The following is a 22,778-nucleotide window of genomic DNA, read 5'->3' as shown; positions in this document are numbered from 1 at the left end:
AGCTTGTTCTCCCGCGAAGGCGGGAGTCCAGTCTGGGCCCCCGCCTTCGCGGGGGAACAGTCTTTTGGGACAGGATCAGTCGACCCAGTCTAGGCCCATGTCGCGGTAGATTTCGCGGTCTTCGTCCCAGCCGGGTTTTACCTTTACGTGCAGGTATAGGTGGACGGGCTTGCCCGTTATGGAAGCGAGTTCGATGCGTGAGCGGGCGCCGATTTCCTTGATGCGGACGCCGCCCTTGCCCAGCACGATCGCGCGCTGCGTGGGGCGCTCGACGAGGATCTGCTGGTGGATCTCGAGGCTGCCGTCCTGGCGCTCGATATACTGCTCGGTCTCGATCGTGCTGGCGTAGGGGAGTTCGGCGTGGAGCTGGAGATAGAGTTGCTCGCGGGTGACCTCGGATGCCAGTGCGCGCTCGGTCGAGTCGGACACCTGGTCCTCGGGGTAGTGCCATGGACCTTCGGGCATCGCCTTGGCGAGCTGCGTCTTGAAGTGCGCGAGGCCGTCGCCGGTGCCGGCGCTGATGAAGAACGTCTCGGCGAAGGGGAGCAGCGCGTTGAGTTTCTCGGCGTGAATCAGCAGCTTGGTCTTGTCGGCGAGATCGACCTTGTTGAGGATCAGCCAGATCGGCTCGGTGCGGCCGACCAGCGATTCGACGATGGTGGTGACCTTCCCGCCGATCCCGCCCTTGGCGTCGACCACCAGCGCGATGATGTCGGAGCCCTCCGCGCCACCCCAGGCGGCGGCGACCATCGCGCGGTCGAAGCGGCGCTTGGGCTCGAAGATGCCGGGGGTGTCGACGAGCAGAATCTGTGTGTCGCCCTCGATCGCGACGCCCATCAGCTTGGCGCGCGTGGTCTGCGCCTTGGGGCTGACGATCGCGACCTTCTGGCCGACGAGCGCGTTGACGAGCGTCGACTTGCCCGCGTTAGGCGCGCCGACGATTGCGACTAGGCCGCAATGCTTGGGGGCGGAGATTTCAGAAGTAGTAGGTTCGGTCACTTAGGCTCTTTTCGGCATCGGGATATTCGAGGCTGGTCATACAGACAAAACGTCCTCGCGTCATTCCCGCCGAACTGCGGCGTCAATCGCCGTTGCGTCGGGCGCAGTCCGAGAAGGAGAAATGGTTCACGCGGAGACGCGGAGCCGCGGAGATGGTGTGGATTGGGATCGCGCCCGCTTCTGTCATATACCGCCGATTATCTCGGCGTCGTTCGGGGCGAGACCGGAGCTCCACTCGCAGGATCTCCGCGTCTCCGCGTCTCCGCGTGAACCATTCTTATTAGCCAAGCTTTTCCAACAGCGCCTTGGCCGCCGCGGTTTCGGCTTCTTGTTTGCTGGAGCCGGTTGCGGTCGCTTCGGCGAGCTTGCCGACGGAGACGAGCATCGTGAATTTGGGGGCGTGGCCCGGGCCGGTGCGTTCGACGATGGTGTATTCGGGGGGCTTGCGGTTGTGCGCGGCGGCCCATTCCTGGAGCGCGGATTTGGGGTGTTGCGGGGCCTTTGCGCCGGCCTGGACGCGATCCCCCCAGGCGCCGCGGACGAAGGCGCGGGCGGCGTCGAGGCCGGCTTCCTGATACCACGCACCGATCAGTGCCTCCATCACGTCGCCGAGCACGTTGTCGCTGTCGCTCGCACCGTCGTCGCGGGCCTGCTTGCCGAGTTTGAGGTGCGCGCGGACGCCGAGTTCGCGGGCGACGTCGGCGCAGACCGGGCCGGTGACGAGCGCGTTGAGGCGCTTCGACAGCGAGCCCTCAGGGTCGGTCGCGAAAAGCTCGTACAGCCACTCGGCGATGATCAGGCCGAGGACGCGGTCGCCGAGGAACTCGAGCCGTTCGTAGTTCGCCGCGGCCTGGCTGCCGTGGGTCAGCGCGCGCTCATAGGGGGCGAGATTGGTCGGTGTGCGGCCGAAGAGCGTCTTCAGCCAGCCGGCGAGGTCGCTCAAAAGCCTTCCCCGATACGGCTCCACCGCGCCGCGCTGACCCAGGTCCAGGGCTTGAGCCATTCGGCGTCGCCGTCGGTCGAGAAGAAGTTGACGACCGCCTTGCCCTCGACGTTCTCGAGCGGGACATAGCCCATGCCGTTCGGTGCGGGGAACCGGCTGTCGCCGCTGTCGTCGCGGTTATCGCCCATTACGAAGATGTGGCCGGCGGGGATCGTGTAGAGCCCGGTGTCGTCGCGGTCGGGGAGTTCGGCTTGGTCGATCACTTCGTAGCTGCGGCCACCCGGGAGCGTTTCCCCGAAGCGTGGGTAGCGACAGATTTGCACGTTCGCGACGACGTCGACGAACGGCGCGCCGCATTTTTCGGCGTCGAAATTGGCGGTGAGCGGAATCGTGAAGTCGGCGATGCGCTGCTTCGGGATCGGCTTGCCGTTGAGGTAGACGATGCCCTGGCGCATCTGGATCGTCTCGCCGGGGAGGCCGATGACGCGCTTGATGACGTCGTGATCGAGCACTTCGGGCGCGCGGAAGACGACGACGTCGCCGCGGGTCGGCGTGCTACCGAAGATGCGGCCGGGGATCAGGGGAACGCCACCGGGGAGCGACCAGCGCGAATAGCCGTAATTCCACTTCGAGACGAACAGATAGTCGCCGATCAGCAGGCGGGGGAGCATCGATTCGGACGGGATGCTGAACGGCGCGAAGATGAAGCTGCGCAGGATCAGCACGACCAGCGCGAGCTTCAGCAGGAAGCGGAAGGTCTCGCTCGTTTCAGACCGCTTGGGTTTCGTCTTCACGTCATTTGCCATGCTCGCGGGTTTGCGCAGACGGCGCGCGTCGTCAAGCGTATGCGGGATACCTGTCACCGAAAGAGCGTTGTCGCGGTCTCGCGCTTGCAGCATGACCGGCGCGCACGTCTATTCGGAGAAGTAGCATGACCGCCGACTGGTCCAAGATCGAAGCCCTGCCCGCCACCAAGCTGACCGACCTGTTCGCGCAGGATTCGGAGCGACTCTCGAAGCTGAGCCTCGACGTCGCGGGCATCCATTTCGACTGGTCGAAGACGCATCTGACGACGGACATGGTCACCGTGTTCGAGGAGATGGCGAAGTCGCAGGACCTCGCGGGTAAGCGCCAGGCGATGTTCTCGGGCGAGATCGTCAACGTCACCGAGGGCCGCGCGGTCGAGCACACCGCCGAGCGCGGCGAGGGTAAGCCCGAGAGCGTCGCGATCGCGCAGGCGAGCCACGCGCGGATGCGGACGCTGATCGATGCGATCGAGGCGGATGCACTGGGGCCGGTGCGGCATATCCTGCATGTCGGGATCGGCGGGTCCGCGCTGGGGCCGCAATTGCTGGTCGACGCGCTGGGGCGTGACGACAAGCGCTACGACGTCGGTATCGTCGCCAATGTCGACGGCGTCGCGCTGGAGGACATGTTCGCGAAGTTCGATCCGGCAGCCACGTTGCTGGTGGTCGCGTCGAAGACCTTCACCACGACCGAGACGCTGATGAACGCTGAGGCGGTGCTGCAGTGGATGACCGAGCACAATGTCGAGGACCCGTATGGCCGCGTGATCGCGCTGACCGCGGCGCCGGAAAAGGCGATGGAATGGGGCGTGGACGAGACGCGCATCCTGCCGTTCGCGGAGAGCGTGGGCGGGCGGTATTCCTTGTGGTCGACGATAGGGTTTCCGGCGGCGATCGGGCTGGGCTGGGATCGGTTCGAGGAGCTGCTGGAGGGTGCCGCGGAAATGGATCGTCATTTCCGGCTCGCCGCGCTGCATGAGAACGCGCCGGCGCTCGCGGCGTTCGCCGACCTGTATTATACGCAGGTTCGCGGGGCGGAGACGCGTGCGACCTTCGCGTATGACGAGCGGTTGCGGTTGCTGCCGAGCTATCTCCAGCAGCTGGAGATGGAGTCGAACGGCAAGTCGGTGACCGCGGAGGGCGAGCCGCTCGGGCGGCCGTCGGCGGCGATCACCTGGGGCGGGGTCGGCACCGAGGCGCAGCACGCGGTGTTCCAGTTGCTGCACCAGGGCACGCATCTGGTGCCGGTCGAGTTCGTCGCGTCGATCGAGCCGGGCGATACGCTGCCCGACGAGCATCACCGCGCGCTGTTGCTGAATGCGTTCGCGCAGGGGGCGGCGTTGATGGCGGGCAAGCAGGTCGAGGATCCGGCGCGGAGTTATTCGGGCGATCGGCCGTCGTCGACGCTGCTGCTCGACGATCTGGATGCACGGACTCTGGGGGCGCTGATCGCGTTTTACGAGCACCGGGTGTTCGTGAACGGCGTGCTGCTGGGGATCAATTCGTTCGACCAGTTCGGGGTCGAGCTGGGCAAGGAAATGGCGAAGGCCGCAGAGAAGGGCGGGCAGACGTTCGATCCTTCGACGGACGATCTGATCAAGCGCGCGTTCGGGTGAGAGCTGGGGAGGCTGGCCCTCCCCCCTTACCACCTAAATCTTGCTCCCCCGCGGAGGCGGGGGCCCAGGATACCATCCACAGCGATTGTGATCCTGGGCTCCCGCCTTCGCGGGAGAACAAGCGAAGGTGGTGCGTTCAATCGTGATGACCGTCCTCCTTGCCGTCGCACTCGCCGCTTCCCCCACCCTCGCGCAGATGAAGTGGGAGCGACGCGTGCTGATTGTGGCCGCCGCCTCCGGCGAAAACGCGGCGCTTGCCGAGCAGCGCCGCATCCTCGCCAACTGGAAGGCAAACAGCGACGACCGCGACCTCACCGTTGTCGAAGTGATCGGCGACCGGGTCCAAGGCGCCGGTGACACCGCTGCAACGATCCGCCGCAAATACCGCCTCCCCGCCACGTTCACCGCGATCCTCATTGGCAAGGACGGGGGCGAGAAACTGCGCAGCGCCAAGCCCTTCCCCGCCGCCGTTCTCGAGCAGACGATCGACGCGATGCCCATGCGCAGGGCCGGTCAGCGATAGCCGACCGATCAGCGTGATCGCCGCGCCGGGGTTGTGGCGTCGCGCGCCCTGCCCCAGATGGCATGCAAAGCTGCTCAGCGGCGCGTGACCTGCAAGGACTGCCTGTGACCGATTCCCAATTCGACTATGACCTCTTCGTCATCGGCGCAGGCTCGGGCGGTACGCGCGCCTCACGTGTTGCCGCTGCGCACGGCGCACGCGTCGCGGTCGCCGAGGAGTATCGCGTCGGCGGCACCTGCGTCATCCGCGGCTGCGTACCCAAGAAGCTGCTGATCTATGGCGCGCATTTCGCCGAGGATCTGAAGGACGCGAAGCGCTTCGGCTGGCAGGTGCCCGACGATTGCGCATTCAGCTGGCCAACGCTGCGCGACAATGTGATGGAGGAGGTCGACCGGATCAACGGCGCGTACACCACCACGCTGCAGAACAACCATGTCGACATCATCCACCAGCGCGCGGTCGTCTCCGGTCCCAACGAAGTCACGCTCGCCGACGGCAGCGTGAAGACGGCCGCGAAGATCCTGATCGCGGTCGGCGCGCATCCGCTGACCCCCGAGTTCCCGGGCGCGGAGCACGGCATCACCTCGAACGAGGTATTCCATCTCGACGACGTGCCGAAGCGCGTGCTGATTGCTGGCGCGGGCTATATCGCCAACGAGTTCGCCGGGATCTTCCACCAGTTTGGATCGCACGTCACGCTGGTCAACCGGACGGACGTGATCCTGCGTGGCTATGACGAATCGATCCGCGACCGCCTGCTCCAGATCTCGATGAGCAAGGGTATCGACTTCCGCTTCAACGCGGCGTTCGAGAGCATCGAGAAGAATGCGAACGGGTGTCTCACCGTCCGTATGAGCGGGCATGAGCCGATCACCGTCGACCTCGTGATGTTCGCGACCGGGCGCCTGCCGAACACCAAGGGGCTGGGCCTCGAAACCGCGGGTGTCGAGATGGACGCGGCGGGCGCGGTGGTCGTCGACGAGGATAACCGCTCGAGCTGCGACTCGATCTTCGCGGTCGGCGACGTCACCAACCGGATCCAGCTGACCCCGGTCGCGATCCGCGAGGGGCAGGCGTTCGCCGACACCTTCTTCGGCGGCAAGCCGACGCGGGTCGACTACGCAAACGTCCCCGCCGCGGTGTTCAGCCACCCACCGATGGCCGGCGTCGGCATGACCGAATCGCAGGCCAAGCAGGCGCTCGGCTCGGTGAAGGTCTACACGTCGGACTTCAGGCCGATGAAAAACGTGCTGGCAGGCCGCAACGAGCGCTCGCTCTACAAGATGATCTGCGACGGCGAGACCGACCGGGTGGTCGGCATCCACATGATCGGGCCAGACTGCCCCGAGATCCTGCAATCGGCGGCGGTGGCGGTGAAGGCCGGGCTGACCAAGGCCGACTTCGACGCGACCGTCGCATTACACCCGACGATGGCGGAAGAGCTTGTCTTGATGAAGTAATGCGGTGTTTTCGCCTGCAACAACGATCCTTCCTTGCTATAACACTGCCGAAATGACGTCAGCGCCGCCGCGAACACATCCCGCTCGTAAGGGCCGAAACCGAATTACTGCCAACGCCATTCTGCATCGCATCTGCAGTCATTAAGGCTGCGTTACTGTCGAATGCGACCCGGCAAACATGGATTGTGGCGATAACGACACGGACTGTCGCCAAATCGGTCCCTGGCTTGGACAAGCCATTGGCAGGCATCGGAAACCGGGCGTAGAGCCTCCCTCCCGGCAGCGTTGCAAACATGCGTGCTGCCCAACCGACTCCATCGGGAGCGGTTAGCGGAGAGGTCCAGGGCATGGGGTCGCGACCGTCGCGAGCATCACGATCGGGCGCTGCCATGGCTTTGGGCAGAACCGCCACGATCGTGCCCAAGCCATTTGCCGATCCCGCGATCAAACGCAGGGGAATATTCGACATGAAGACCATGATGGTCGCGGCGCTGCGCGCTGCGCTGGTGACGACGACGATCCTTAGATCGGCTGCTGCTCTCACGACAGCCGCGACCGCCCAGACGACGACCGCCTCGATCCGCGGGCAGGTCCGCGATGCAGCGGGCGCGGCCGTTGCTGGTGCGACCGTGGTGGCGGTGAACACCAGCACGAACCAGACCTTTCGCGCCACGAGCAGTGCGAACGGTAGCTATATCCTGAATGGCCTGCGCCCCGCCCCCTATACGATCACGGTTACCGGCCCGAACGGCGATGTGTCGGTCCAGCGGATCTCGGTTGGCGTCGGGCAGTCGGCGACGCTGGATGCGGTCCTCGCGCGCGCCGTAGCTGCGCCTGCCGAGCAGCCGGACGCAACCGCCGGCGGCACGAGCACCGACAGCGGCGAGGTCGTCGTCACCGCTGGACGTCTGGTCGAAACGAAAACGTCCGAAGTCGCCACCAACGTCAGCCAGGCCCAGATCCGCATCCTCCCGCAGGGCGATCGCAACTTTCTGACCTTTGCCGCGCTGGCGCCGGGCGTGCGCTACAACGACAGCGAGACGAACAAGGGCATCACCGCGGGAGCCTCGCCCGCCAGCCAAGTGAACGTTTTTATCGACGGCACCAGCCTGAAGAGCCAGACGCTCGGCGGCATCGCCGGCCAGACCGACAGCCGCGGCAACCCGTTCGGGCAGCTTGCGGTCGGGGAGTTCCGCGTACTGACGCAGAACTACAAGGCGGAATATGAACAGGCCGGTTCTGCGATCGTCACGGCGATCACGAAATCGGGCACGAACGAATTCCACGGCGAGATGTTCGGTCAATATACCGATCGCAGCCTGACCGCGGCCAACATTCTCGACGAGCGTGCCGGCCGCGACAAGCCGAAGTTCGAGCGCAAACAATATGGCGTCTCGCTCGGCGGGCCGATCATCAAGGACAAGCTGTTCTTCTTCGGTGCTTATGAAGGCAATGACCAGGATCGCGCGTCGAGCGTCGTCGTCGGCCAGCGCACACCGGAAAACGTCGTCAGGTTCGGCCAGTATGAAGGCACGTATGTCAGTCCGTATCGCGGCGATTTCTACTTTGGCAAGCTGACCTTCACACCTGACGAGCGCCAGGTGTTCGACCTCTCGTTCAGCCGTCGCGAAGAGACCGACGTCTCCGGTTTTGGCGCCAATTTCGGATCTGCGAACATCGCGTATTCGGCGGCGGTCAACAAGATCAACAAGACCGACACTTATACCTATAAGTGGACGTACACCGGCGACAGCTTCGTCAACGAAGCCAACCTGACCTATCTCGACGCGGTGTATAATCCGTCGTCGTTGAACCCCGACGATCCGAGCTTCGAATATCAGGGCGTCATTACCTTTGGCGGCAAGGATTCGACGCAGCGGATCAGCCAGCAGAGCTATGTCCTGCGTGACGATCTGACCTACAACGGGCTACAAAACCACGCCATCAAGGGTGGCCTGCGGTTCGCGTTCCAGGATTACGACTTCACCAAGAACTTCTTCGTCCAGCCACGCTACTTCTTCCAGAGCGACGCGATCAAGGGGCTCGACTTCAGCTTTCCCGCACAGGCACAGCTCGGCGTCGGCAATCCGCGGATCATCGCGTCCAACTCCCAGCTGGGCGCGTACATTCAGGACGATTGGGACGTCACCGACAAGTTGCAGATCAACGTCGGCCTTCGCTGGGATTACGAGAGCAACCTGTTCAACAACAATTATCGCACCCCGGCGGCTGCGATCGCGACGCTGAACGCGCTGCCGAAGACGGACTATTTCGATCCTGCCAACTATATCACCGACGGCACCGATCGCCCGACGCGGAAGGACATGTTCCAGCCGCGCATCGGCTTCAGCTATGATGTGAACGACGATCAACGCACCGTGATTTTCGGTGGATACGGCAAATATTACGACCGCAACGTATTCAACAACACGCTGGACGAGCAATTCCGCCTGCAATACCAGACCGGCATCTTCAACTTCTCCCGCGACGGATTGCCACGCGACGGAAATCCCACGGTCCAATGGGATCCCCAATACCTGACCCGCGATGGCCTGCTCGCGCTGCGCGACTCCGCGCAGACCGGCCAGCCCGATCTGTTCGCAGTGAAGAACGATGCGAAGGCGCCCTCCACCGACCAGTTCAGCTTCGGCCTGCGCCAGAAATTCGGTGTGTTCCGCGCATCGCTTACCGGCTCGTACGTTCGTGGGCAGAACGGCTACACGCATCTGTTCGCGACCCGCAACGCGGATGGATCATGCTGCGATACGACCATACCGCGCGCCAACGGCTTCGGTAACGTCCTGATCGGCTATGATGGCCTGCGGACCCGCTACAAGGCGCTGCTGGTGACAATCGACAAGGATTATACCGTGTCGTCGGGCTGGGGGTTCAACCTCGCCTACACGCTGTCGAAGGCGGAGCAGGACGGGGGCGATCTGTTCAGCCTCGATAAGGTGACGCCGGACAAATATGGCTGGCGCCCGATCGCCGGTCAGGATGAGCGCCACCGCATCGTGCTGTCGGGTATTGCCGATCTGCCGTTGGGCTTCCAGTTCTCGACGTTGACGACGCTCGGCAGCGGGACCGCGTTCCAGCTGTTCGACCGGTCCGCCGGCGTGGGTATCAACCAGCAGGTCGTCCGTTCGCTGTACCGACCGAAGAACTGCCTCGGCAGCGTGTTCGCGTTTTGCGAGGTCAACCTGACGCTGCAGAACAACATCAAGGTATTCAGTACGCACAACATCAACGTCGCCGTCGACCTGCTCAACGCGTTCAACAACAAGAATTACGATGGGTATTCCGGCAATCTGGGGGTGGGAGAGACCTATTCGTTCGATCGCACCACGAATGCGCCGACGAACCTCCTAACCCTCCCGCGTCGCATCCAGTTCAGGGTGGGTTATAGGTTCTGATGCGTTTATGGGGGCGGCCGTTCTGGCCGCCCCGCCTGCCTTCCATGGTCAATGGCGGTGACCCTCGACCAGGAGTTCGGATGCTCGATCGACGGCAGTTTCTCGGCACCGGGGCGATCTCGCTCGGGGGACTTACCGCGGGATGCACATCGGTCGGGCGGCCGCTGATCGAGGCGATCGAAAGCGTTACCAGCACGCCGCCGCCCGAACCGCCGCCGTCCGCCAACCCGCTGATCGACAATCTGCAGGAGCGTGCGTTCCTGTACTTCTGGGACACGACCGACCCGGTCACCGGGCTCGCCCTCGATCGGTGGCCGACGCCGTCCTTCTCGTCGATCGCCGCGGTCGGGTTCGCGCTGACCGCGTATCCGATTGGCGTCGTCAACGGCTGGGTCACGCGCGGGCAGGCGCGCAAGCGGACTCTGGCAACGCTGGAGTTCTTCGCGATCGCACCGATGGGCCCCGAGCCGACCGGCAAAAGCGGATACAAGGGATTCTTCTACCACTTTCTCGGCATCACCAAGGGTCAGCGGTTCGCGCGCGCGGAACTGTCGACGATCGATACGGCGCTGCTGCTCGGCGGGATGCTGTTCGCGCAGAGCTGGTTCGATGGCGACCATCCTGAGGAACAACGGATCCGTGCCCTGGCGGACCAGATATACGGCGCGGTGGACTGGACGTGGATCACGCCGCGTGCGCCGTTCCTGTCGATGGGCTGGCATCCCGAAAGCGGCTTCATCCCAAGCGACTGGAATATCTACAACGAGGGGATGCTGATGTATCTGCTCGCGCTGGGGTCGCCGACGCATCCGCTGCCGCCGTCGACCTGGGGTGCGCTAACTGAAAAGTTCGAGCCGTCGTGGCGCGGCGATCATCTCCATTACCCACCGATGTTCGTGCACCAATACAGCCATGTCTGGGTAGATTTCCGTGGCATTCGCGACGCCTATATCGCGACCAAGGACATGGATTATTTCGAGAACAGCAAGCGGGCGACGATCGCTCAGCGCGACTATGCGATCGCGAATGCAGGTGGGTTCGCCGGCTATGGCCCCGACGTCTGGGGCCTGACCGCGTGCGACGGGCCGGGCGATTTCAAGGCGACGATCAGCGGGCGGCCGCGCGAGTTCTTCAGCTACTCCGAACGGGGCCCCGGCGCGCGCGACGACGGGACGCTGGCGCCGACCGCCGCGGTCGGATCGATCGTGTTCGCGCCGGATCTCGTCGTCCCCGCGATCACCGCGATGCACGATCGCTATGGCAAGGGAATCTATGGCAAATACGGCTTCTTCGATGCGTTCAACCCGACGCTGACGGAAGTGCGCGAGCCGCTGAAGCATGGCCGGATCGTACCCGGCGTTGGCTGGGTCGACGTCGATTATCTCGGCATCGACCAGGGACCGATCGTCGCGATGATCGAGAATTGGCGGACCGGCATGGTGTGGAACACGATGCGGCGAAACCCGCATATCCGCCGTGGGCTGGACCGTGCGGGATTCACCGGTGGCTGGCTGGCGCGGGTGCCCTGAGGGCTTTCCCCGCAACGCCGGAACGCCTAGAGCATCGACATACCCGATCCTCGAAAGGTTCTAGCATGCGTGAAGCCGCCATCGTCTCGACTGCCCGTACCGTTATCGGCAAGGCGTATCGCGGCGCTTTCAATGCGACCGAGGCGCCGGTGCTGGCGGGGCACGTGATGAACGCGGTGGTCGAGCGTGCGGGGATCGATCCGGCGCGGATCAACGAGGTGTTTTGGGGCGTCGGCAATCAATGGGGTACGCAGGGCGGCAACGCCGGGCGGATGGCGGTCTTCGCCGGCGGGCTGCCGGAGTCGGTGCCGGCATTCACGCTCGATCGGAAATGCGGATCGGGCCTGACCGCGGTGGCGCTCGCGGCGCGGACGATCATCTGCGACGAGGCCGACGTCGCGCTCGCCGGCGGGATGGAGTCGATCAGCTACACCGTGACCAAGGATGCGCCGCGGTTCGTCAATGCGAGCGTCGTTGCGAAGGAGCCCGCAGCGTATATCCCGATGATCGAGACCGCGGAGATCGTTGCGGAGAAATACGGGATCAGTCGCGAGGCGCAGGACGAATATGCCGCTATGAGCCAGCAGCGCGCGACGGCGGGACTGGCCAGCGGGGCGTTTGTCGAGGAGATCGTGCCGATCACGGTCGAGAAGGCGCTGTTCGACAAGCAGGGCGCGCATGCCGGGATCGAGAGCGTCACCTTGTCGCAGGACGAGGGCATTCGCGCTAGCACGACGCTGGAGGGTCTGCGGGGCTTGAAGACGGTGTGGCCGGGGGGCGAGTTCTCCGGGCCGGGATCGAGCGTGACCGCTGGCAACGCGAGCCAGTTGTCGGACGGCGCTTCCGCGCAGTTGCTGATGGATCGCCGGACTGCGGAGGCCGAGGGGAAGGACATCCTCGGCATCTATCGCGGGTTCCAGGCGGCGGGGTGCAGCCCGGCGGAGATGGGGATCGGGCCGGTGTTCGCGATCCCGAAGTTGCTTGAGCGCGCGGGATTGTCGGTTGGCGACATCGGGCTTTGGGAGCTGAACGAGGCGTTTGCGTCGCAGTGTTTGTATTGCCGGGATTTCCTCGGGATCGATCCGGAGAAGTATAACGTCAATGGCGGCGCGATCGCGGTCGGGCATCCGTTCGGGATGACTGGGTCGAGGCTGGTTGGGCATGCGTTGATCGAGGGGCGCAAGCGCGGCGTGCGCTATGTCGTCGTGTCGATGTGCACGGCTGGGGGCATGGGTGCGGCGGGGCTGTTCGAGATCGTTTGATGTTGAACCCGACGCAGGCGTGCCCTCACCCTTCCCACGGCGAAGACGCCGTGGGCCCCTTCCCTCTCCCCGATGGAAGAGAGAGATGTTGCCGGGACATTCGCAGCGGCGCAGGTTCGTGGCTTCTAGGACAGGGGTGTGGGGCTATGACGACGGCATTGATCACCGGTGCGTCGGCGGGGTTGGGCGAAGGCTTTGCGCGAGCGCTAGCCGCCCAGGGCAACACGCTGATCCTGACCGCGCGTCGGGTCGATCGGCTCGAAGCGTTGGCTACTGAACTGCGCGGGGCGCACGGCGTCACGGTGCATGTGTTCGCTGCCGATCTTGCGGATCATGATGGTCCGGACACGCTCATTGCCGCCATTGCAGCCGCTGCGTTGCCGATCGACGTGCTGATCAACAATGCCGGGTTTGGTGCGCGGGGGGATTTCGCGGACCTCGATGGCGCGCTGCAACTTGGGATGATCGATCTTAATTGTCGGGCGCTGGTGGCGCTGACGCATGCCGTGCTGCCGCAAATGATCATGCGCGGGTCTGGCGGGATCCTCAACCTTGCTTCGGTCGCGTCGTTTCAGCCGGGGCCGTGGATGGCGGTCTATTATGCGAGCAAGGCATTCGTGCTGAGCTTTTCCGAGGCGCTGCACGAGGAGGTGAAGGGCAAGGGCGTGCGGGTCGCGGCGCTGTGTCCAGGGCCTACGCGGACCGAGTTCGCGGATGTTGCGGGGCTGGGCGATACCGCGCTGTTCGAGCGATTGGCGAGCGACCCGGCGGCGGTGGTGCGCGACGGGTTGGCGGCGCTGGCAGCGAACCGCGCTGTGAAGGTGTCGGGTGCGCTTAACTTTGCAATGGCCGAGGGGATACGGTTTACCCCGTGGAGTCTTGCGCGGCGGATCGCGGGGTCTTTGCAGAAAGCGCGGGGGTGAGGTGGACCTAAACACTGGTCTCGCTTGCCCCCCCCTCCGTCAGACTTTGCCTGCCACCTCCCCTGGCGGGGAAGGATTGTTTGGGACTTTCAATCCCGAAACGGAGCGCGCTCGACGGCTAGCGGCCCAGCATTCCGGTTACGGTGATGTGGCCGCCGCGATCGATGATTTTCCCGTCGACCATGCCGCTGATAAGGACGGTCGCGCCCGGCTCGACGATCAGCGTGCCGTCGATCATGCCGGCGATTTCGACGGTGGCGCCGGCCGGGACGATCGCAATGCCGTCGAGCATCCCCTCGAAACGACCTTCGATCGTCAGGTCGCCGTGGTGAATGCCCTTCATGCTCGTTCAGTCCGCGAAGAGAAGGACGGGCGTTTCGAGGTACTTCTTCAAGCCCTGGACGAAGCTTGCCGCATCCCAGCCGTCGACGACGCGGTGGTCGCAACTGATCGACAGGTTCATCAGCTTGGCGCGGACCACTTCGTCGCCCTTGAAGACCGGGCGTTCGACGATCTTGTTGGGGCCGATGATCGCGACTTCGGGACGGTTTATGACCGGGGTCGTAGCGATGCCGCCGAGCGGGCCGAGCGAGGTTACGGTGATCGTCCCGCCGCCCATTTCGCTGGGGGCGAGCTTGCCCGCGCGGGCCGCTTCCGCGAGCCGCGTGATCTCGGTTGCGAGCTGCCAGACGTTGCGGTCCTGTGCATCGCGGATCACGGGGACGGTGAGCCCCGCATCGGTCTGTGCGGCCATGCCGAGGTGGATGCTGCCGTGCCGCGTCACCACGCCCGCCTCGTCGTCGTAGCGCGCGTTGAGCATCGGGAAGTCGGGGATCGTCTTGCAGATCGCGACGATCATCAACGGCAGCATCGTCAGCTTTGGGCGGCCGCCGCGGTTGGCGTTGAGGTCGGCGCGCATCGCTTCGAGGGCGGTGACGTCGATCTCGTCGACATAGGTGAAGTGCGGGATCGCGCGCTTCGACGCGGCCATGTTCTCGGCGATGCGACGGCGCATGCCGATGACCTTGATCGGCTGGTCTTCGCGGGCGCGCGACGCGTGCGGGGGGTGGTAGCCTTCGCCTGAGCCGTAGCGGAGGTAGGCGTCGAGGTCGGCGTGGCGGACTCGGTCGGAGTCGGTCTTTACCGAGGCTAGGTCGATGCCGAGGTCGCGGGCGCGGGCTCGGACTGCGGGGGAGGCGAGGGCGTGGGCCTTGTGCTCGGTCTCCGCCGCAGCGAGGGCATGCGCCTTCTGCTCCCTCTCCCCTGCGGGGAGAGGGCTGGGGTGAGGGGTTGGGGCAGTTGCCGGCGTTTCCGCCTGGGGCTGCCCTTCTCCCCGACCCTCTCCCCGGAGGGGAGAGGGAGTTGGATCAACCACCTCTTCGACGCCTGGGTTTTCGGCTTCGTATTGCTCGGCGGTTTCGGCCTGGGCGGAGGTCAGCGGCGCGGCGACGACTTCGTCTGCCACCTCCACCGCATCCGTCTCGATCACCACCAGCGCGGCGCCGATCGACACCTGGTCGCCGACCTCGCCTGCGAGTTCGACGACGACGCCGGTCACCGGCGACTCCATCTCGACGGTGGCCTTGTCGGTCATCATGTCGGCGATCGGCGAGTCCTCCTCGACGCGGTCGCCGATGGCGACGTGCCAGGCGACGATCTCAGCCTCGGAGATGCCTTCGCCGATGTCCGGCAGTTTGAAGGTGAAGCGGGCCATTATGCGTCCTTCATGATCTTTTTCAGGGCTTCGCCGATGCGGACGGGCCCCGGGAAATAGGCCCATTCGAGGCTGTGCGGGTACGGCGTGTCGAACCCGGTCACGCGCTCGATCGGTGCCTCGAGATGGTAGAAACAGCGTTCCTGGACGATCGCCGACAGCTCCGCGCCGAAGCCGCTGGTGCGAGTCGCCTCGTGGACGATCATGCAGCGGCCGGTCTTCTTCACCGACGCCTCGATCGTCTCGATATCGAGCGGCACGAGCGTGCGAAGGTCGACGATCTCGGCATCGATTCCTGCCTCGGCGACCACGGCCGTGCAGACATGGACCATCGTTCCGTAGGCGAGGATGGTGAGCGCCTCGCCCGCGCGGACGATCTTCGCCTTGCCGAGCTCGATCTTGTAATAGCCGGTCGGGACTTCGCCCGCGGGATGCTTCGACCAGTTCTGCGACGGGCGATCCCAATAGCCGTCGAACGGGCCGTTATAGATGCGCTTGGGTTCGAAGAAGAGCGTCGGATCATTGTCCTCGATCGCGGCGATCAACAGGCCCTTGGCGTCGTAGGGCGTCGACGGAATGACCGTCTTGATGCCGGACATGTGGGTGAAGAGCCCCTCCGGCGACTGGCTGTGCGTCTGGCCGCCGAAGATGCCGCCGCCGAACGGCGAGCGAACCGTGATCGGCGAGGTGAACTCGCCCGCCGAGCGATAGCGCAGGCGCGCGGCTTCGGAGACGAGCTGGTCGAGCGCGGGGTAGATGTAGTCGGCGAACTGGATCTCGGGGACGGGACGCAAGCCGTACGCGCCCATGCCGACCGCGACGCCGATGATGCCGCATTCGGTGATCGGCGTGTCGAACACGCGCGTCTTGCCGTGCTTGGCTTGCAGCCCGGCGGTGGCGCGGAACACGCCGCCGAAATAGCCGACGTCCTCGCCCATCACGATCACGTCGGGGTCGCGCTCCATCATGATGTCCATGGCGGAGTTGATCGCCTGGATCATGTTCATGCGGGTGGTCGGTTCTGCGCCCGCTGCTTCGGACTCGGGTGCCTCGATCATGTCGCTCATGCCTTGTGATCCCAGGGGCGGCCGCTCGCGGATTCCTCGTCGAGCATCTGCTGACGCTGCTCCTTCAGATGCCAGGGTATTTCCTCGAACACGCCGTCGAACAGCGACTCGAGCGGCTGGTGCAGGCCGTGGCCGAGGATGCCGTTCTTCTCGGCTTCCTTCTGCGCGGCCTTGACCTGCTCGGCGAGTTCCTTGTCCTGCGCGGCGTGGCGTTCCTCGTCCCATTCGCCGATCGCGATCAGGTGGTCCTTGAGGCGCTTGATCGGGTCACCGAGCGGCCAGGCGTTGGGCTCGCCTTCGCTGCGATACTGGCCGGGATCGTCCGAGGTCGAATGGCCTTCCGCGCGGTAGGTGAAGTGCTCGATCAGCGTCGGGCCCTGGTTGGTGCGTGCGCGTTCGGCGGCCCATTCGGTCGCGGCGTAGACCGCCAGCGCGTCGTTGCCGTCGACCCGGAGCCCGGCGATCCCATAGCCGACCGCGCGGGCGGCGAAGGTCGTCGCCTCGGCGCCGGCGAACCCGGAGAAGCTGGAGATCGCCCACTGGTTGTTGACGATGTTGAAGATCACAGGCGCGCGGTAAACCGTCGCGAATGTCAGCGCCGAGTGGAAGTCCCCCTCGGCGGTCGAGCCCTCGCCGCACCAGGTCGCGGCGATCCGCGTGTCTCCCTTGGCGGCGGAAGCCATCGCCCAGCCTACTGCCTGCGGATACTGCGTTGTCAGGTTGCCGGAGATCGAGAAGAAGCCGGCTTCCTTGACCGAATACATGATCGGCAGCTGCTTGCCGCCGAGCCTATCGGCCGTGTTCGAATAGATCTGATTCATCATGTCGACGAGGCTCCAGCCCCGTGCGATCAGCAGGCCCTGCTGGCGGTAGGACGGGAAGCACATGTCCTCGTAATCGAGCGCATAGGCCGCCGCGACCGCGACCGCCTCCTCGCCCAGCGCCTTCATGTAGAAGCTGGTCTTGCCCTGCCGCTGCGCGCGGAACATGCGCTCGTCGAACGCGCGGAGCAGCGCCATGCTGCGCAACATACGGCGCATTACGTCGGGCGATAGCTTCGGATCCCACGGGCCGACCGCGTTGCCGTCATCGTCAAGCACGCGGACCAAGGTGTAGGCGAGATCGGTGAAGTCGGACGCCTTGTCCGCGGTATCGGGGCGGCGTGCTTCACCTGCGGGGGGCACGTCGACTTCGGCAAAGTCCACCGCGTCGCCGGGGCGGAACTTCGGCTCCGGGATATGCAGCGTAAGCGGCTGCAAATTGGCGCGCGGATGCTCGCTTGCCATCGTCATTCCATCTCCATGAGGCCGCTGTGACCGCGGAACACTCTTACCGAGGCTTGTTATTAAATTTCAACGCAGATTGCGAGGGGGAGTTGCGCATTCACGATGTGCCGCGCGGATTTTTTCTCCCCCTCCGGTAGAATCAGCCGCCGACGGTCTGCTCGATAACGCCGAAGATCGGATGGCGCTTGTCGTCCTCCGCCCAGATGCGGACGACGTCGCCATTCTTGAGGAACGGCGTGACGGGCTTGCCACCCTGGATCGTCTCGATCGTCCGCACCTCGGCGAGACAGGAATAGCCAACGCCGCCCTCGGCTACCGACTTGCCGGGACCACCATCGGGGCCGCGGTTCGAGACGGTGCCGGAGCCGACGATCGTCCCCGCGCCCAGCTTCCGCGTTTTCGCGGCGTGGGCGACCAGCGTGCCGAAATCGAAGGTCATGTTCTCACCTGCCTCGGCGCGTCCGAGCGGCTGACCGTTGAAATCGACCATCAGCTTGCGATGCAGCTTGCCGTCCTTCCACCAGTCGCCGAGCGCGTCGGGGGTGACGAAGACGGGCGAGAAGGCGCTTGCCGGTTTCGATTGGAAGAAGCCGAACCCCTTGCCGAGTTCGCCAGGGATCAGGTTGCGCAAGCTTACGTCGTTGGTCAGCCCGACCAGCAGGATCGCCGCCAACGCCTCATCGCGACTCGCGCCGAGCGGTACGTCGCCGGTCACGACGACGACCTCGCCCTCCATGTCGCACCCCCAGGCCTCGTCGGCGAGCGGGATCGGATCGCGGGGTCCCAGGAACCCGTCCGAACCGCCCTGATACATCAGCGGATCGTGCCAGAAGCTGTCGGGCATTTCCGCTGCCCGCGCCTGCCGCACAAGCGCAACATGATTCACGTACGCAGAGCCGTCCGCCCATTGATACGCACGGGGCAAAGGCGACTCGGCGTCATGCTCGTGGAAGCGCCGCATCGGGATCATCTCGTGCTCAAGATCGGTCGACAGGTTCTTCAGGTCGATCGAAAGCCGGTCCCAGTCGTCGAGCGCGGCCTGAAGAGTCGGCGCGATATGGCTTGCATCGGCATACCAGGCCAGGTCGTTGGAGACGACGACGAGCCTGCCGTCTCGGCCTTGGGTCGCATTGCCGCGCGTAGCGTCGGGATGCTTCAGGCTGGCCAGTTTCATGGGCGGATCCTCTCTATGGTTGCACGCATCCTACGCCCGCGACGGAGTTCAAGTCGAGCATTCAGCGTGCGGCAAACCTGATTTTGGTAAGAGCGGAGCCAATGTCGACCTGATAGGTTCGAACTTACGAAGCGATCGAGGAAGGTGAGCATGCCCAGATACTTCTTCGATATCGACAACCATAAACACGTCGACGACGACGAAGGCACAAACCTTGCGGATGACGAGGATGCCCGCGTCCAGGCAGTCATCTTCGCGGGCGATTATCTCAGCGATCACCCAGCTATCGCGCGCGACGGTGCCCGGTTCAGCGTCGCTGTGCGGGACGAAGGGGGCAGCGTCCTGTTGACGGTCATGGTGACGATCGACGAACCCGGCTAGCCGGACCCGTTGTTCGCCGCATTCCGACGACAGCGCGCATAATTGCCATAACATGGGTTTTGTCGGCTCGGTCAATCCTGGGATAAGGTGCGGATTGTTGCAACGCGCTATCCCAGAGAGGGTGACAGCGAGAAACGAGTGCTCCTGCACTGGATGCGGAGAGTGCACGTGGATATCTCCATCGTGACTGAACAGGTTATACGGAAGTTCGAATCGCGGACGGCGATGAGTGCGGATAACCGTGCCCAGATCGCCGCGTTGCCGTTCAAGGTCCGGACGATCGATGCGTCGACCTATATGCTGCGCGAAGGTCAACGCCCGACGCGGTGCGCGTTTATTGTCGAAGGGCTTGCCTATCGGCAAAAACTTACGCCCAACGGCGAGCGCGAGATCGTCTCGATCCTGATGCCCGGCGCATTCGTCGACCTGCAGAACCTGTTCCTCGACGAATCCGATCACGACATCCAGGCGCTGACCCGGCTGACGCTCGCCGAGGTGCCGATTGCAGCTCTTCGCCAGTTCATCGAGGCTTGCCCGGCCGCGGGCCAGGCCCTGTGGGTCGACGCGCTGGTCGAAGCGTCAATCCACCGCGAATGGCTGCTCAATGTCGGGCGGCGCAACGCGCGCAGTCGGCTGGCGCATCTGCTGTGCGAATTCTCGGTACGGCTGAAGCAATCGACGCCGGGCGACGCGATGGCGTATGAGTTGCCGATGACGCAGGAGCAGCTTGGCGATGCACTCGGCTTGACGCCGGTGCACGTCAACCGCGTGCTGAAGTCGCTTGAGACCGACGGGCTGATCGCGCGCAAGAAACGACAGGTCAGCGTCATCGACTGGGCTGGTCTGCGCGATGCCGCCGAGTTCAACGAGCGTTATCTACACCTCGGTCAAACCCGAGCCTGATCTCCGTTCCGGCTCCGCACACTGCGCAAGGTTGACTTTTCGACGTCGATACACGAGATAGCGGCCATCGAGGTGTCATGCAGCGTGATCGGATCTGAATAAGATCCAAGCTCCGCCTCGGTCGTTTCCAACGGGCTTCCCTTTTCACGCGGGGTGTCAAAACACCACCGCCTCTCGCGCGTCCTTGTGTGGATTCGCGAGCCCGGCATCTATTGAGAGACTATTCATGTCATTTGCAAACCTCGGCCTTGCCGAGCCGCTCGTCCGTGCGCTCGAAGCCAAGGGCTATACCGAGCCGACGCCGATCCAGGCGCAGTCGATCCCGATCCTGCTCGAGGGTGGCGATCTGCTCGGCATCGCACAGACCGGCACCGGCAAGACCGCCGCGTTCGTGCTGCCGTCGATCCAGCGCCTGACCGAAAACCAGAAGCGCGTCCTGCCGACGCATTGCCGTATGCTGGTGCTCGCGCCGACGCGCGAACTTGCCAGCCAGATCGCCGACAGCGCGCGCGCCTACGGCCAGTTCAGCAAGATGTCGGTGACGACCGTGTTCGGCGGCACCAGCATCAACAAGAACCGCCAGGACATGAGCCGCGGCGTCGACATCCTCGTCGCAACGCCGGGCCGCCTGATCGATCTGATCGAGCAGGGCTTCGTGAACCTGTCGATGATCGAGATCCTCGTGCTCGACGAGGCCGACCAGATGATGGATCTCGGCTTCATCCACGCGCTGAAGAAGATCGTCCGCATGCTGCCGAAGAAGCGCCAGACGCTGTTCTTCTCGGCGACGATGCCGGTCGCGATCCGCGAGCTGGCGTCGCAGTTCCTGCTCGACCCGAAGACGGTGTCGGTGAAGCCGGCCGCGACGACCGCCGAGCGTGTCGACCAGTATGTCACCTTCTGCAACCAGTCGGAGAAGCAGGCGCTGCTGACGATCACGCTGGCCGATCCGGCGATCGACCGCGCGCTCGTTTTCACGCGCACCAAGCATGGCGCCGACCGTGTCGTGAAGCTGCTCGCCGGCAACGGCATCGCCTCGAACGCCATCCATGGCAACAAGAGCCAGGGCCAGCGCGAGCGGGCACTCGGCGAGTTCAAGCAGGGCAAGGTCAAGGTCCTGATCGCGACCGACATCGCCGCCCGCGGTATCGACGTCTCGGGCGTCAGCCACGTCATCAACTTCGAGCTGCCGAACGTCGCCGAGCAATATGTCCACCGCATCGGCCGTACTGCACGGGCTGGCGCGAGCGGCATCGCCGTCGCGTTCTGCGCCGATGACGAGAAGGCGTACCTGCGCGACATCGAGCGGATCACCCGCCAAAAGGTCCAGGTCCGCTCGCTGCCGGACGATTTCGTAAACCTGTCGAACCAGATCAAGCAGACGCGCGTCAAGACGATGGGCGCCGATCCCGAGGTGCGGATCGATCGTCCGCGCGATCCGGCACGTCCGCGCGCTACGCATTCGCCGAGAGCGACCGGGTCGACCGGTCGCAACTATGCGGGTGCCAGTCGTGGTGGCCAGGGTGGCGGTCAAGGTGGCGGCGGCGGTCGTCCGCAGGGCGGTGGTCGTCCCGGCGGTCAGGGCGGCGGGCGTCCGGCTGGCGGCGGTGGCGGTCGTGGTCCTGCGCGTGGCGCGGGTTCGGGCCCGGCACGCTAAAAGGAGCATTCGTTCGCCTCGCGGGTTTGGTATAGACCAGTCCCGCGAGGAGAATGCTCATGGACGTTTCCACGACACCGGTTGCCGAACGCGTCGCGCGCGTGCTGGCCGGACAGCGGATCAGTTGCAATGCGGGCGGCGATGCCGAGTCGGCGTCGCGGCTGATCGACGATGCGTGGCCGGATTACCTGCCCGACGCGCTGGCAGTGCTGAAGACGTTGCGCGAGCCTGACAAGGCGATGGCCGCGGCGGGTGATCCGGCGGTGTGGGAGGCGATGATCCTGGCTGGGATCAAGGGCGCCAAGCCGGTGACGGTGGTTCTGTAATCCCGTCATCCTGACGAAAGTCAGGATCCAGAGCCATAAAGGGGCCGCCCTCCGTCACCCTGGGTCCTGACTTTCGTCAGGATGACGGCTGGATAGTCGTCAACCATTCCGTCTCATCCGCGCGCTCGGTGCGCAGGGCGTTGGCAGGGGCGGTCTTGTCCTCGTAGCCGATCGCCATGCCGCAGAAGAGTGTGCGGTCTTCGGGGATGTCGAGGAACGTCCCGACCGTTTCCGGATACATCGCCCAGCATTCCTGGGGGCAGGTGGCGAGCCCGGCGTCCACCGCGAGCAGCATCAGGTTTTGCAGGTACATGCCGAGGTCCGACCATTGTGGTGGGCCCATGCGTTTGTCGACCGTGCAGAAATAGGCTGCCGGGGCGCCGAAGAATTCGAAATTGCGGGCGAACCATTTCTGCCGCGCGGGCTTGTCGTCGCGGGGAATGCCGAGGTGGGCGTACATCGCTTCGCCGACTGCGTAGCGGCGGTCACGGTAGGGGGCGGTCAGGTCTTTCGGGTAGATGTCGTAGGCTGGGGTTTCGGTGGCGCCGGTTGCGATCTTTTCGGCCATTATTGCCTTGAGGCGGGCTATGGGTTCGCCTTGGACTATGGCTATGTGCCAGGGCTGGAGGTTGCCGCCGGTTGCTGCTCGCGATGCTTTTACTGCGAGGTCTTGGAGCAAGATTGGGTCGACGGGGGTGTCTAGGAAGGCTCGGACGGAGCGGCGAGCGGCTATGGCTTCGGTCACGTCCATGGTTTTCTCCTTGTAGTCCCCACCTACCCCGTTCGCCCTGAGCGA

20 protein-coding genes are annotated in these 22,778 nt (G+C 64.6%); 11 read left to right on the top strand and 9 right to left on the bottom strand.

Annotated elements, in window-relative coordinates; translation table 11 throughout:
• Positions 1 to 75: 75 nt before the first annotated feature.
• The 3 genes from era to lepB all read right to left on the bottom strand — a co-directional run bounded on the left by era (position 76) and on the right by lepB (position 2,748).
• On the bottom strand, positions 76 to 999 hold the full coding sequence (gene era, locus U1708_RS11705) for a GTPase Era (protein ID WP_332745871.1): 924 nt from the start codon (positions 997 to 999) through the stop codon (positions 76 to 78).
• Positions 1,000 to 1,279: 280 nt separating this feature from the next.
• Positions 1,280 to 1,942: a ribonuclease III gene (rnc, locus tag U1708_RS11700; protein WP_332745868.1), complete on the bottom strand. Its 663-nt coding sequence runs from the start codon at positions 1,940 to 1,942 to the stop codon at positions 1,280 to 1,282.
• Positions 1,939 to 2,748: a signal peptidase I gene (gene lepB, locus U1708_RS11695; RefSeq protein ID WP_332745866.1), complete on the bottom strand. Its 810-nt coding sequence runs from the start codon at positions 2,746 to 2,748 to the stop codon at positions 1,939 to 1,941. The genes rnc and lepB overlap by 4 nt, the downstream gene beginning before the upstream one ends.
• 125 nt (positions 2,749 to 2,873) lie before the next feature.
• On the opposite strand from lepB, the gene pgi reads away from it, so the two are divergent.
• The 7 genes from pgi to U1708_RS11660 all read left to right on the top strand — a co-directional run bounded on the left by pgi (position 2,874) and on the right by U1708_RS11660 (position 13,474).
• On the top strand, positions 2,874 to 4,364 hold the full coding sequence (pgi, locus tag U1708_RS11690) for a glucose-6-phosphate isomerase (protein ID WP_332745864.1): 1,491 nt from the start codon (positions 2,874 to 2,876) through the stop codon (positions 4,362 to 4,364).
• 145 nt (positions 4,365 to 4,509) lie between these two features.
• Entirely contained in the window at positions 4,510 to 4,887 is a 378-nt protein-coding gene (locus U1708_RS11685) for a DUF4174 domain-containing protein (RefSeq protein ID WP_332745862.1), read from the top strand.
• Positions 4,888 to 4,991: 104 nt separating this feature from the next.
• A complete protein-coding gene (gene gorA / locus U1708_RS11680; protein WP_332745860.1) occupies positions 4,992 to 6,347 on the top strand; it encodes a glutathione-disulfide reductase in 1,356 nt (451 codons plus the stop codon).
• Between the two features lie 389 nt (positions 6,348 to 6,736).
• The gene (locus tag U1708_RS11675; RefSeq protein WP_332745858.1) at positions 6,737 to 9,760 is read left to right on the top strand and encodes a TonB-dependent receptor; all 3,024 of its coding nucleotides are present in this window, start codon (positions 6,737 to 6,739) and stop codon (positions 9,758 to 9,760) included.
• A gap of 80 nt (positions 9,761 to 9,840) precedes the next feature.
• Entirely contained in the window at positions 9,841 to 11,289 is a 1,449-nt protein-coding gene (locus U1708_RS11670) for a glucoamylase family protein (RefSeq protein ID WP_332745856.1), read from the top strand.
• Between the two features lie 65 nt (positions 11,290 to 11,354).
• Positions 11,355 to 12,551, top strand: coding sequence for a thiolase family protein (locus tag U1708_RS11665; RefSeq protein ID WP_332745854.1), 1,197 nt, complete (start codon positions 11,355 to 11,357; stop codon positions 12,549 to 12,551).
• Between the two features lie 146 nt (positions 12,552 to 12,697).
• Positions 12,698 to 13,474, top strand: a complete 777-nt coding sequence (locus U1708_RS11660; protein ID WP_332745852.1) for an SDR family NAD(P)-dependent oxidoreductase — start codon at positions 12,698 to 12,700, stop codon at positions 13,472 to 13,474.
• Positions 13,475 to 13,592: 118 nt separating this feature from the next.
• Here the strand turns inward: U1708_RS11660 and U1708_RS11655 are convergent, their stop codons facing one another.
• The 5 genes from U1708_RS11655 to U1708_RS11635 all read right to left on the bottom strand — a co-directional run bounded on the left by U1708_RS11655 (position 13,593) and on the right by U1708_RS11635 (position 18,715).
• Positions 13,593 to 13,817, bottom strand: coding sequence for a hypothetical protein (locus tag U1708_RS11655; RefSeq protein WP_332745850.1), 225 nt, complete (start codon positions 13,815 to 13,817; stop codon positions 13,593 to 13,595).
• Positions 13,818 to 13,823: 6 nt separating this feature from the next.
• Positions 13,824 to 15,188 (bottom strand): dihydrolipoamide acetyltransferase family protein, encoded by a 1,365-nt coding sequence (locus U1708_RS11650; RefSeq protein WP_332745848.1) that lies wholly within the window; start codon positions 15,186 to 15,188, stop codon positions 13,824 to 13,826.
• Positions 15,188 to 16,195: an alpha-ketoacid dehydrogenase subunit beta gene (locus tag U1708_RS11645; protein ID WP_253072416.1), complete on the bottom strand. Its 1,008-nt coding sequence runs from the start codon at positions 16,193 to 16,195 to the stop codon at positions 15,188 to 15,190. Before U1708_RS11645 ends, U1708_RS11650 begins: the two co-directional genes overlap by 1 nt.
• Before the next feature lie 56 nt (positions 16,196 to 16,251).
• Entirely contained in the window at positions 16,252 to 17,541 is a 1,290-nt protein-coding gene (locus U1708_RS11640; RefSeq protein WP_332746220.1) for a thiamine pyrophosphate-dependent enzyme, read from the bottom strand.
• Between the two features lie 139 nt (positions 17,542 to 17,680).
• Positions 17,681 to 18,715 (bottom strand): fumarylacetoacetate hydrolase family protein, encoded by a 1,035-nt coding sequence (locus U1708_RS11635; RefSeq protein WP_332745846.1) that lies wholly within the window; start codon positions 18,713 to 18,715, stop codon positions 17,681 to 17,683.
• A gap of 150 nt (positions 18,716 to 18,865) precedes the next feature.
• Here U1708_RS11635 and U1708_RS11630 point away from each other — a divergent pair, with 150 nt between their 5' ends.
• The 4 genes from U1708_RS11630 to U1708_RS11615 all read left to right on the top strand — a co-directional run bounded on the left by U1708_RS11630 (position 18,866) and on the right by U1708_RS11615 (position 21,982).
• Positions 18,866 to 19,096, top strand: a complete 231-nt coding sequence (locus U1708_RS11630; protein WP_332745844.1) for a DUF6894 family protein — start codon at positions 18,866 to 18,868, stop codon at positions 19,094 to 19,096.
• 168 nt (positions 19,097 to 19,264) lie between these two features.
• A complete protein-coding gene (locus U1708_RS11625; protein WP_332745842.1) occupies positions 19,265 to 19,999 on the top strand; it encodes a Crp/Fnr family transcriptional regulator in 735 nt (244 codons plus the stop codon).
• 226 nt (positions 20,000 to 20,225) lie between these two features.
• Positions 20,226 to 21,656, top strand: a complete 1,431-nt coding sequence (locus U1708_RS11620; RefSeq protein WP_332745840.1) for a DEAD/DEAH box helicase — start codon at positions 20,226 to 20,228, stop codon at positions 21,654 to 21,656.
• A gap of 59 nt (positions 21,657 to 21,715) precedes the next feature.
• Positions 21,716 to 21,982 carry a hypothetical protein gene (locus U1708_RS11615; protein ID WP_254685121.1) on the top strand — a complete coding sequence of 89 codons (267 nt, stop codon included), beginning with the start codon at positions 21,716 to 21,718 and terminating at the stop codon, positions 21,980 to 21,982.
• Between the two features lie 76 nt (positions 21,983 to 22,058).
• Here U1708_RS11615 and U1708_RS11610 read toward each other — a convergent pair whose 3' ends face one another.
• Positions 22,059 to 22,733 carry a nitroreductase gene (locus U1708_RS11610; protein ID WP_332745833.1) on the bottom strand — a complete coding sequence of 225 codons (675 nt, stop codon included), beginning with the start codon at positions 22,731 to 22,733 and terminating at the stop codon, positions 22,059 to 22,061.
• Between the last annotated feature and the right edge of the window lie 45 nt (positions 22,734 to 22,778).

Origin of the sequence: Sphingomonas arabinosi (assembly GCF_036663715.1) — a bacterium.
GTDB lineage: Bacteria > Pseudomonadota > Alphaproteobacteria > Sphingomonadales > Sphingomonadaceae > Sphingomonas.
This window is presented reverse-complemented; position numbering and strand designations above follow the sequence as displayed.

Excerpts from the sequence above, each read along its gene's own strand:
- lepB (WP_332745866.1), bottom strand. The coding sequence starts at position 2,748 with ATGGCAAATGACGTGAAGACGAAACCCAAGCGGTCTGAAACGAGCGAG.
- pgi (WP_332745864.1), top strand. The coding sequence starts at position 2,874 with ATGACCGCCGACTGGTCCAAGATCGAAGCCCTGCCCGCCACCAAGCTG.
- U1708_RS11685 (WP_332745862.1), top strand. The coding sequence starts at position 4,510 with ATGACCGTCCTCCTTGCCGTCGCACTCGCCGCTTCCCCCACCCTCGCG.
- U1708_RS11675 (WP_332745858.1), top strand. The coding sequence starts at position 6,737 with ATGGCTTTGGGCAGAACCGCCACGATCGTGCCCAAGCCATTTGCCGAT.
- U1708_RS11670 (WP_332745856.1), top strand. The coding sequence starts at position 9,841 with ATGCTCGATCGACGGCAGTTTCTCGGCACCGGGGCGATCTCGCTCGGG.
- U1708_RS11665 (WP_332745854.1), top strand. The coding sequence starts at position 11,355 with ATGCGTGAAGCCGCCATCGTCTCGACTGCCCGTACCGTTATCGGCAAG.
- U1708_RS11660 (WP_332745852.1), top strand. The coding sequence starts at position 12,698 with ATGACGACGGCATTGATCACCGGTGCGTCGGCGGGGTTGGGCGAAGGC.
- U1708_RS11655 (WP_332745850.1), bottom strand. The coding sequence starts at position 13,817 with ATGAAGGGCATTCACCACGGCGACCTGACGATCGAAGGTCGTTTCGAG.
- U1708_RS11650 (WP_332745848.1), bottom strand. The coding sequence starts at position 15,188 with ATGGCCCGCTTCACCTTCAAACTGCCGGACATCGGCGAAGGCATCTCC.
- U1708_RS11645 (WP_253072416.1), bottom strand. The coding sequence starts at position 16,195 with ATGAACATGATCCAGGCGATCAACTCCGCCATGGACATCATGATGGAG.
- U1708_RS11640 (WP_332746220.1), bottom strand. The coding sequence starts at position 17,541 with ATGGCAAGCGAGCATCCGCGCGCCAATTTGCAGCCGCTTACGCTGCAT.
- U1708_RS11635 (WP_332745846.1), bottom strand. The coding sequence starts at position 18,715 with ATGAAACTGGCCAGCCTGAAGCATCCCGACGCTACGCGCGGCAATGCG.
- U1708_RS11630 (WP_332745844.1), top strand. The coding sequence starts at position 18,866 with ATGCCCAGATACTTCTTCGATATCGACAACCATAAACACGTCGACGAC.
- U1708_RS11620 (WP_332745840.1), top strand. The coding sequence starts at position 20,226 with ATGTCATTTGCAAACCTCGGCCTTGCCGAGCCGCTCGTCCGTGCGCTC.
- U1708_RS11615 (WP_254685121.1), top strand. The coding sequence starts at position 21,716 with ATGGACGTTTCCACGACACCGGTTGCCGAACGCGTCGCGCGCGTGCTG.
- U1708_RS11610 (WP_332745833.1), bottom strand. The coding sequence starts at position 22,733 with ATGGACGTGACCGAAGCCATAGCCGCTCGCCGCTCCGTCCGAGCCTTC.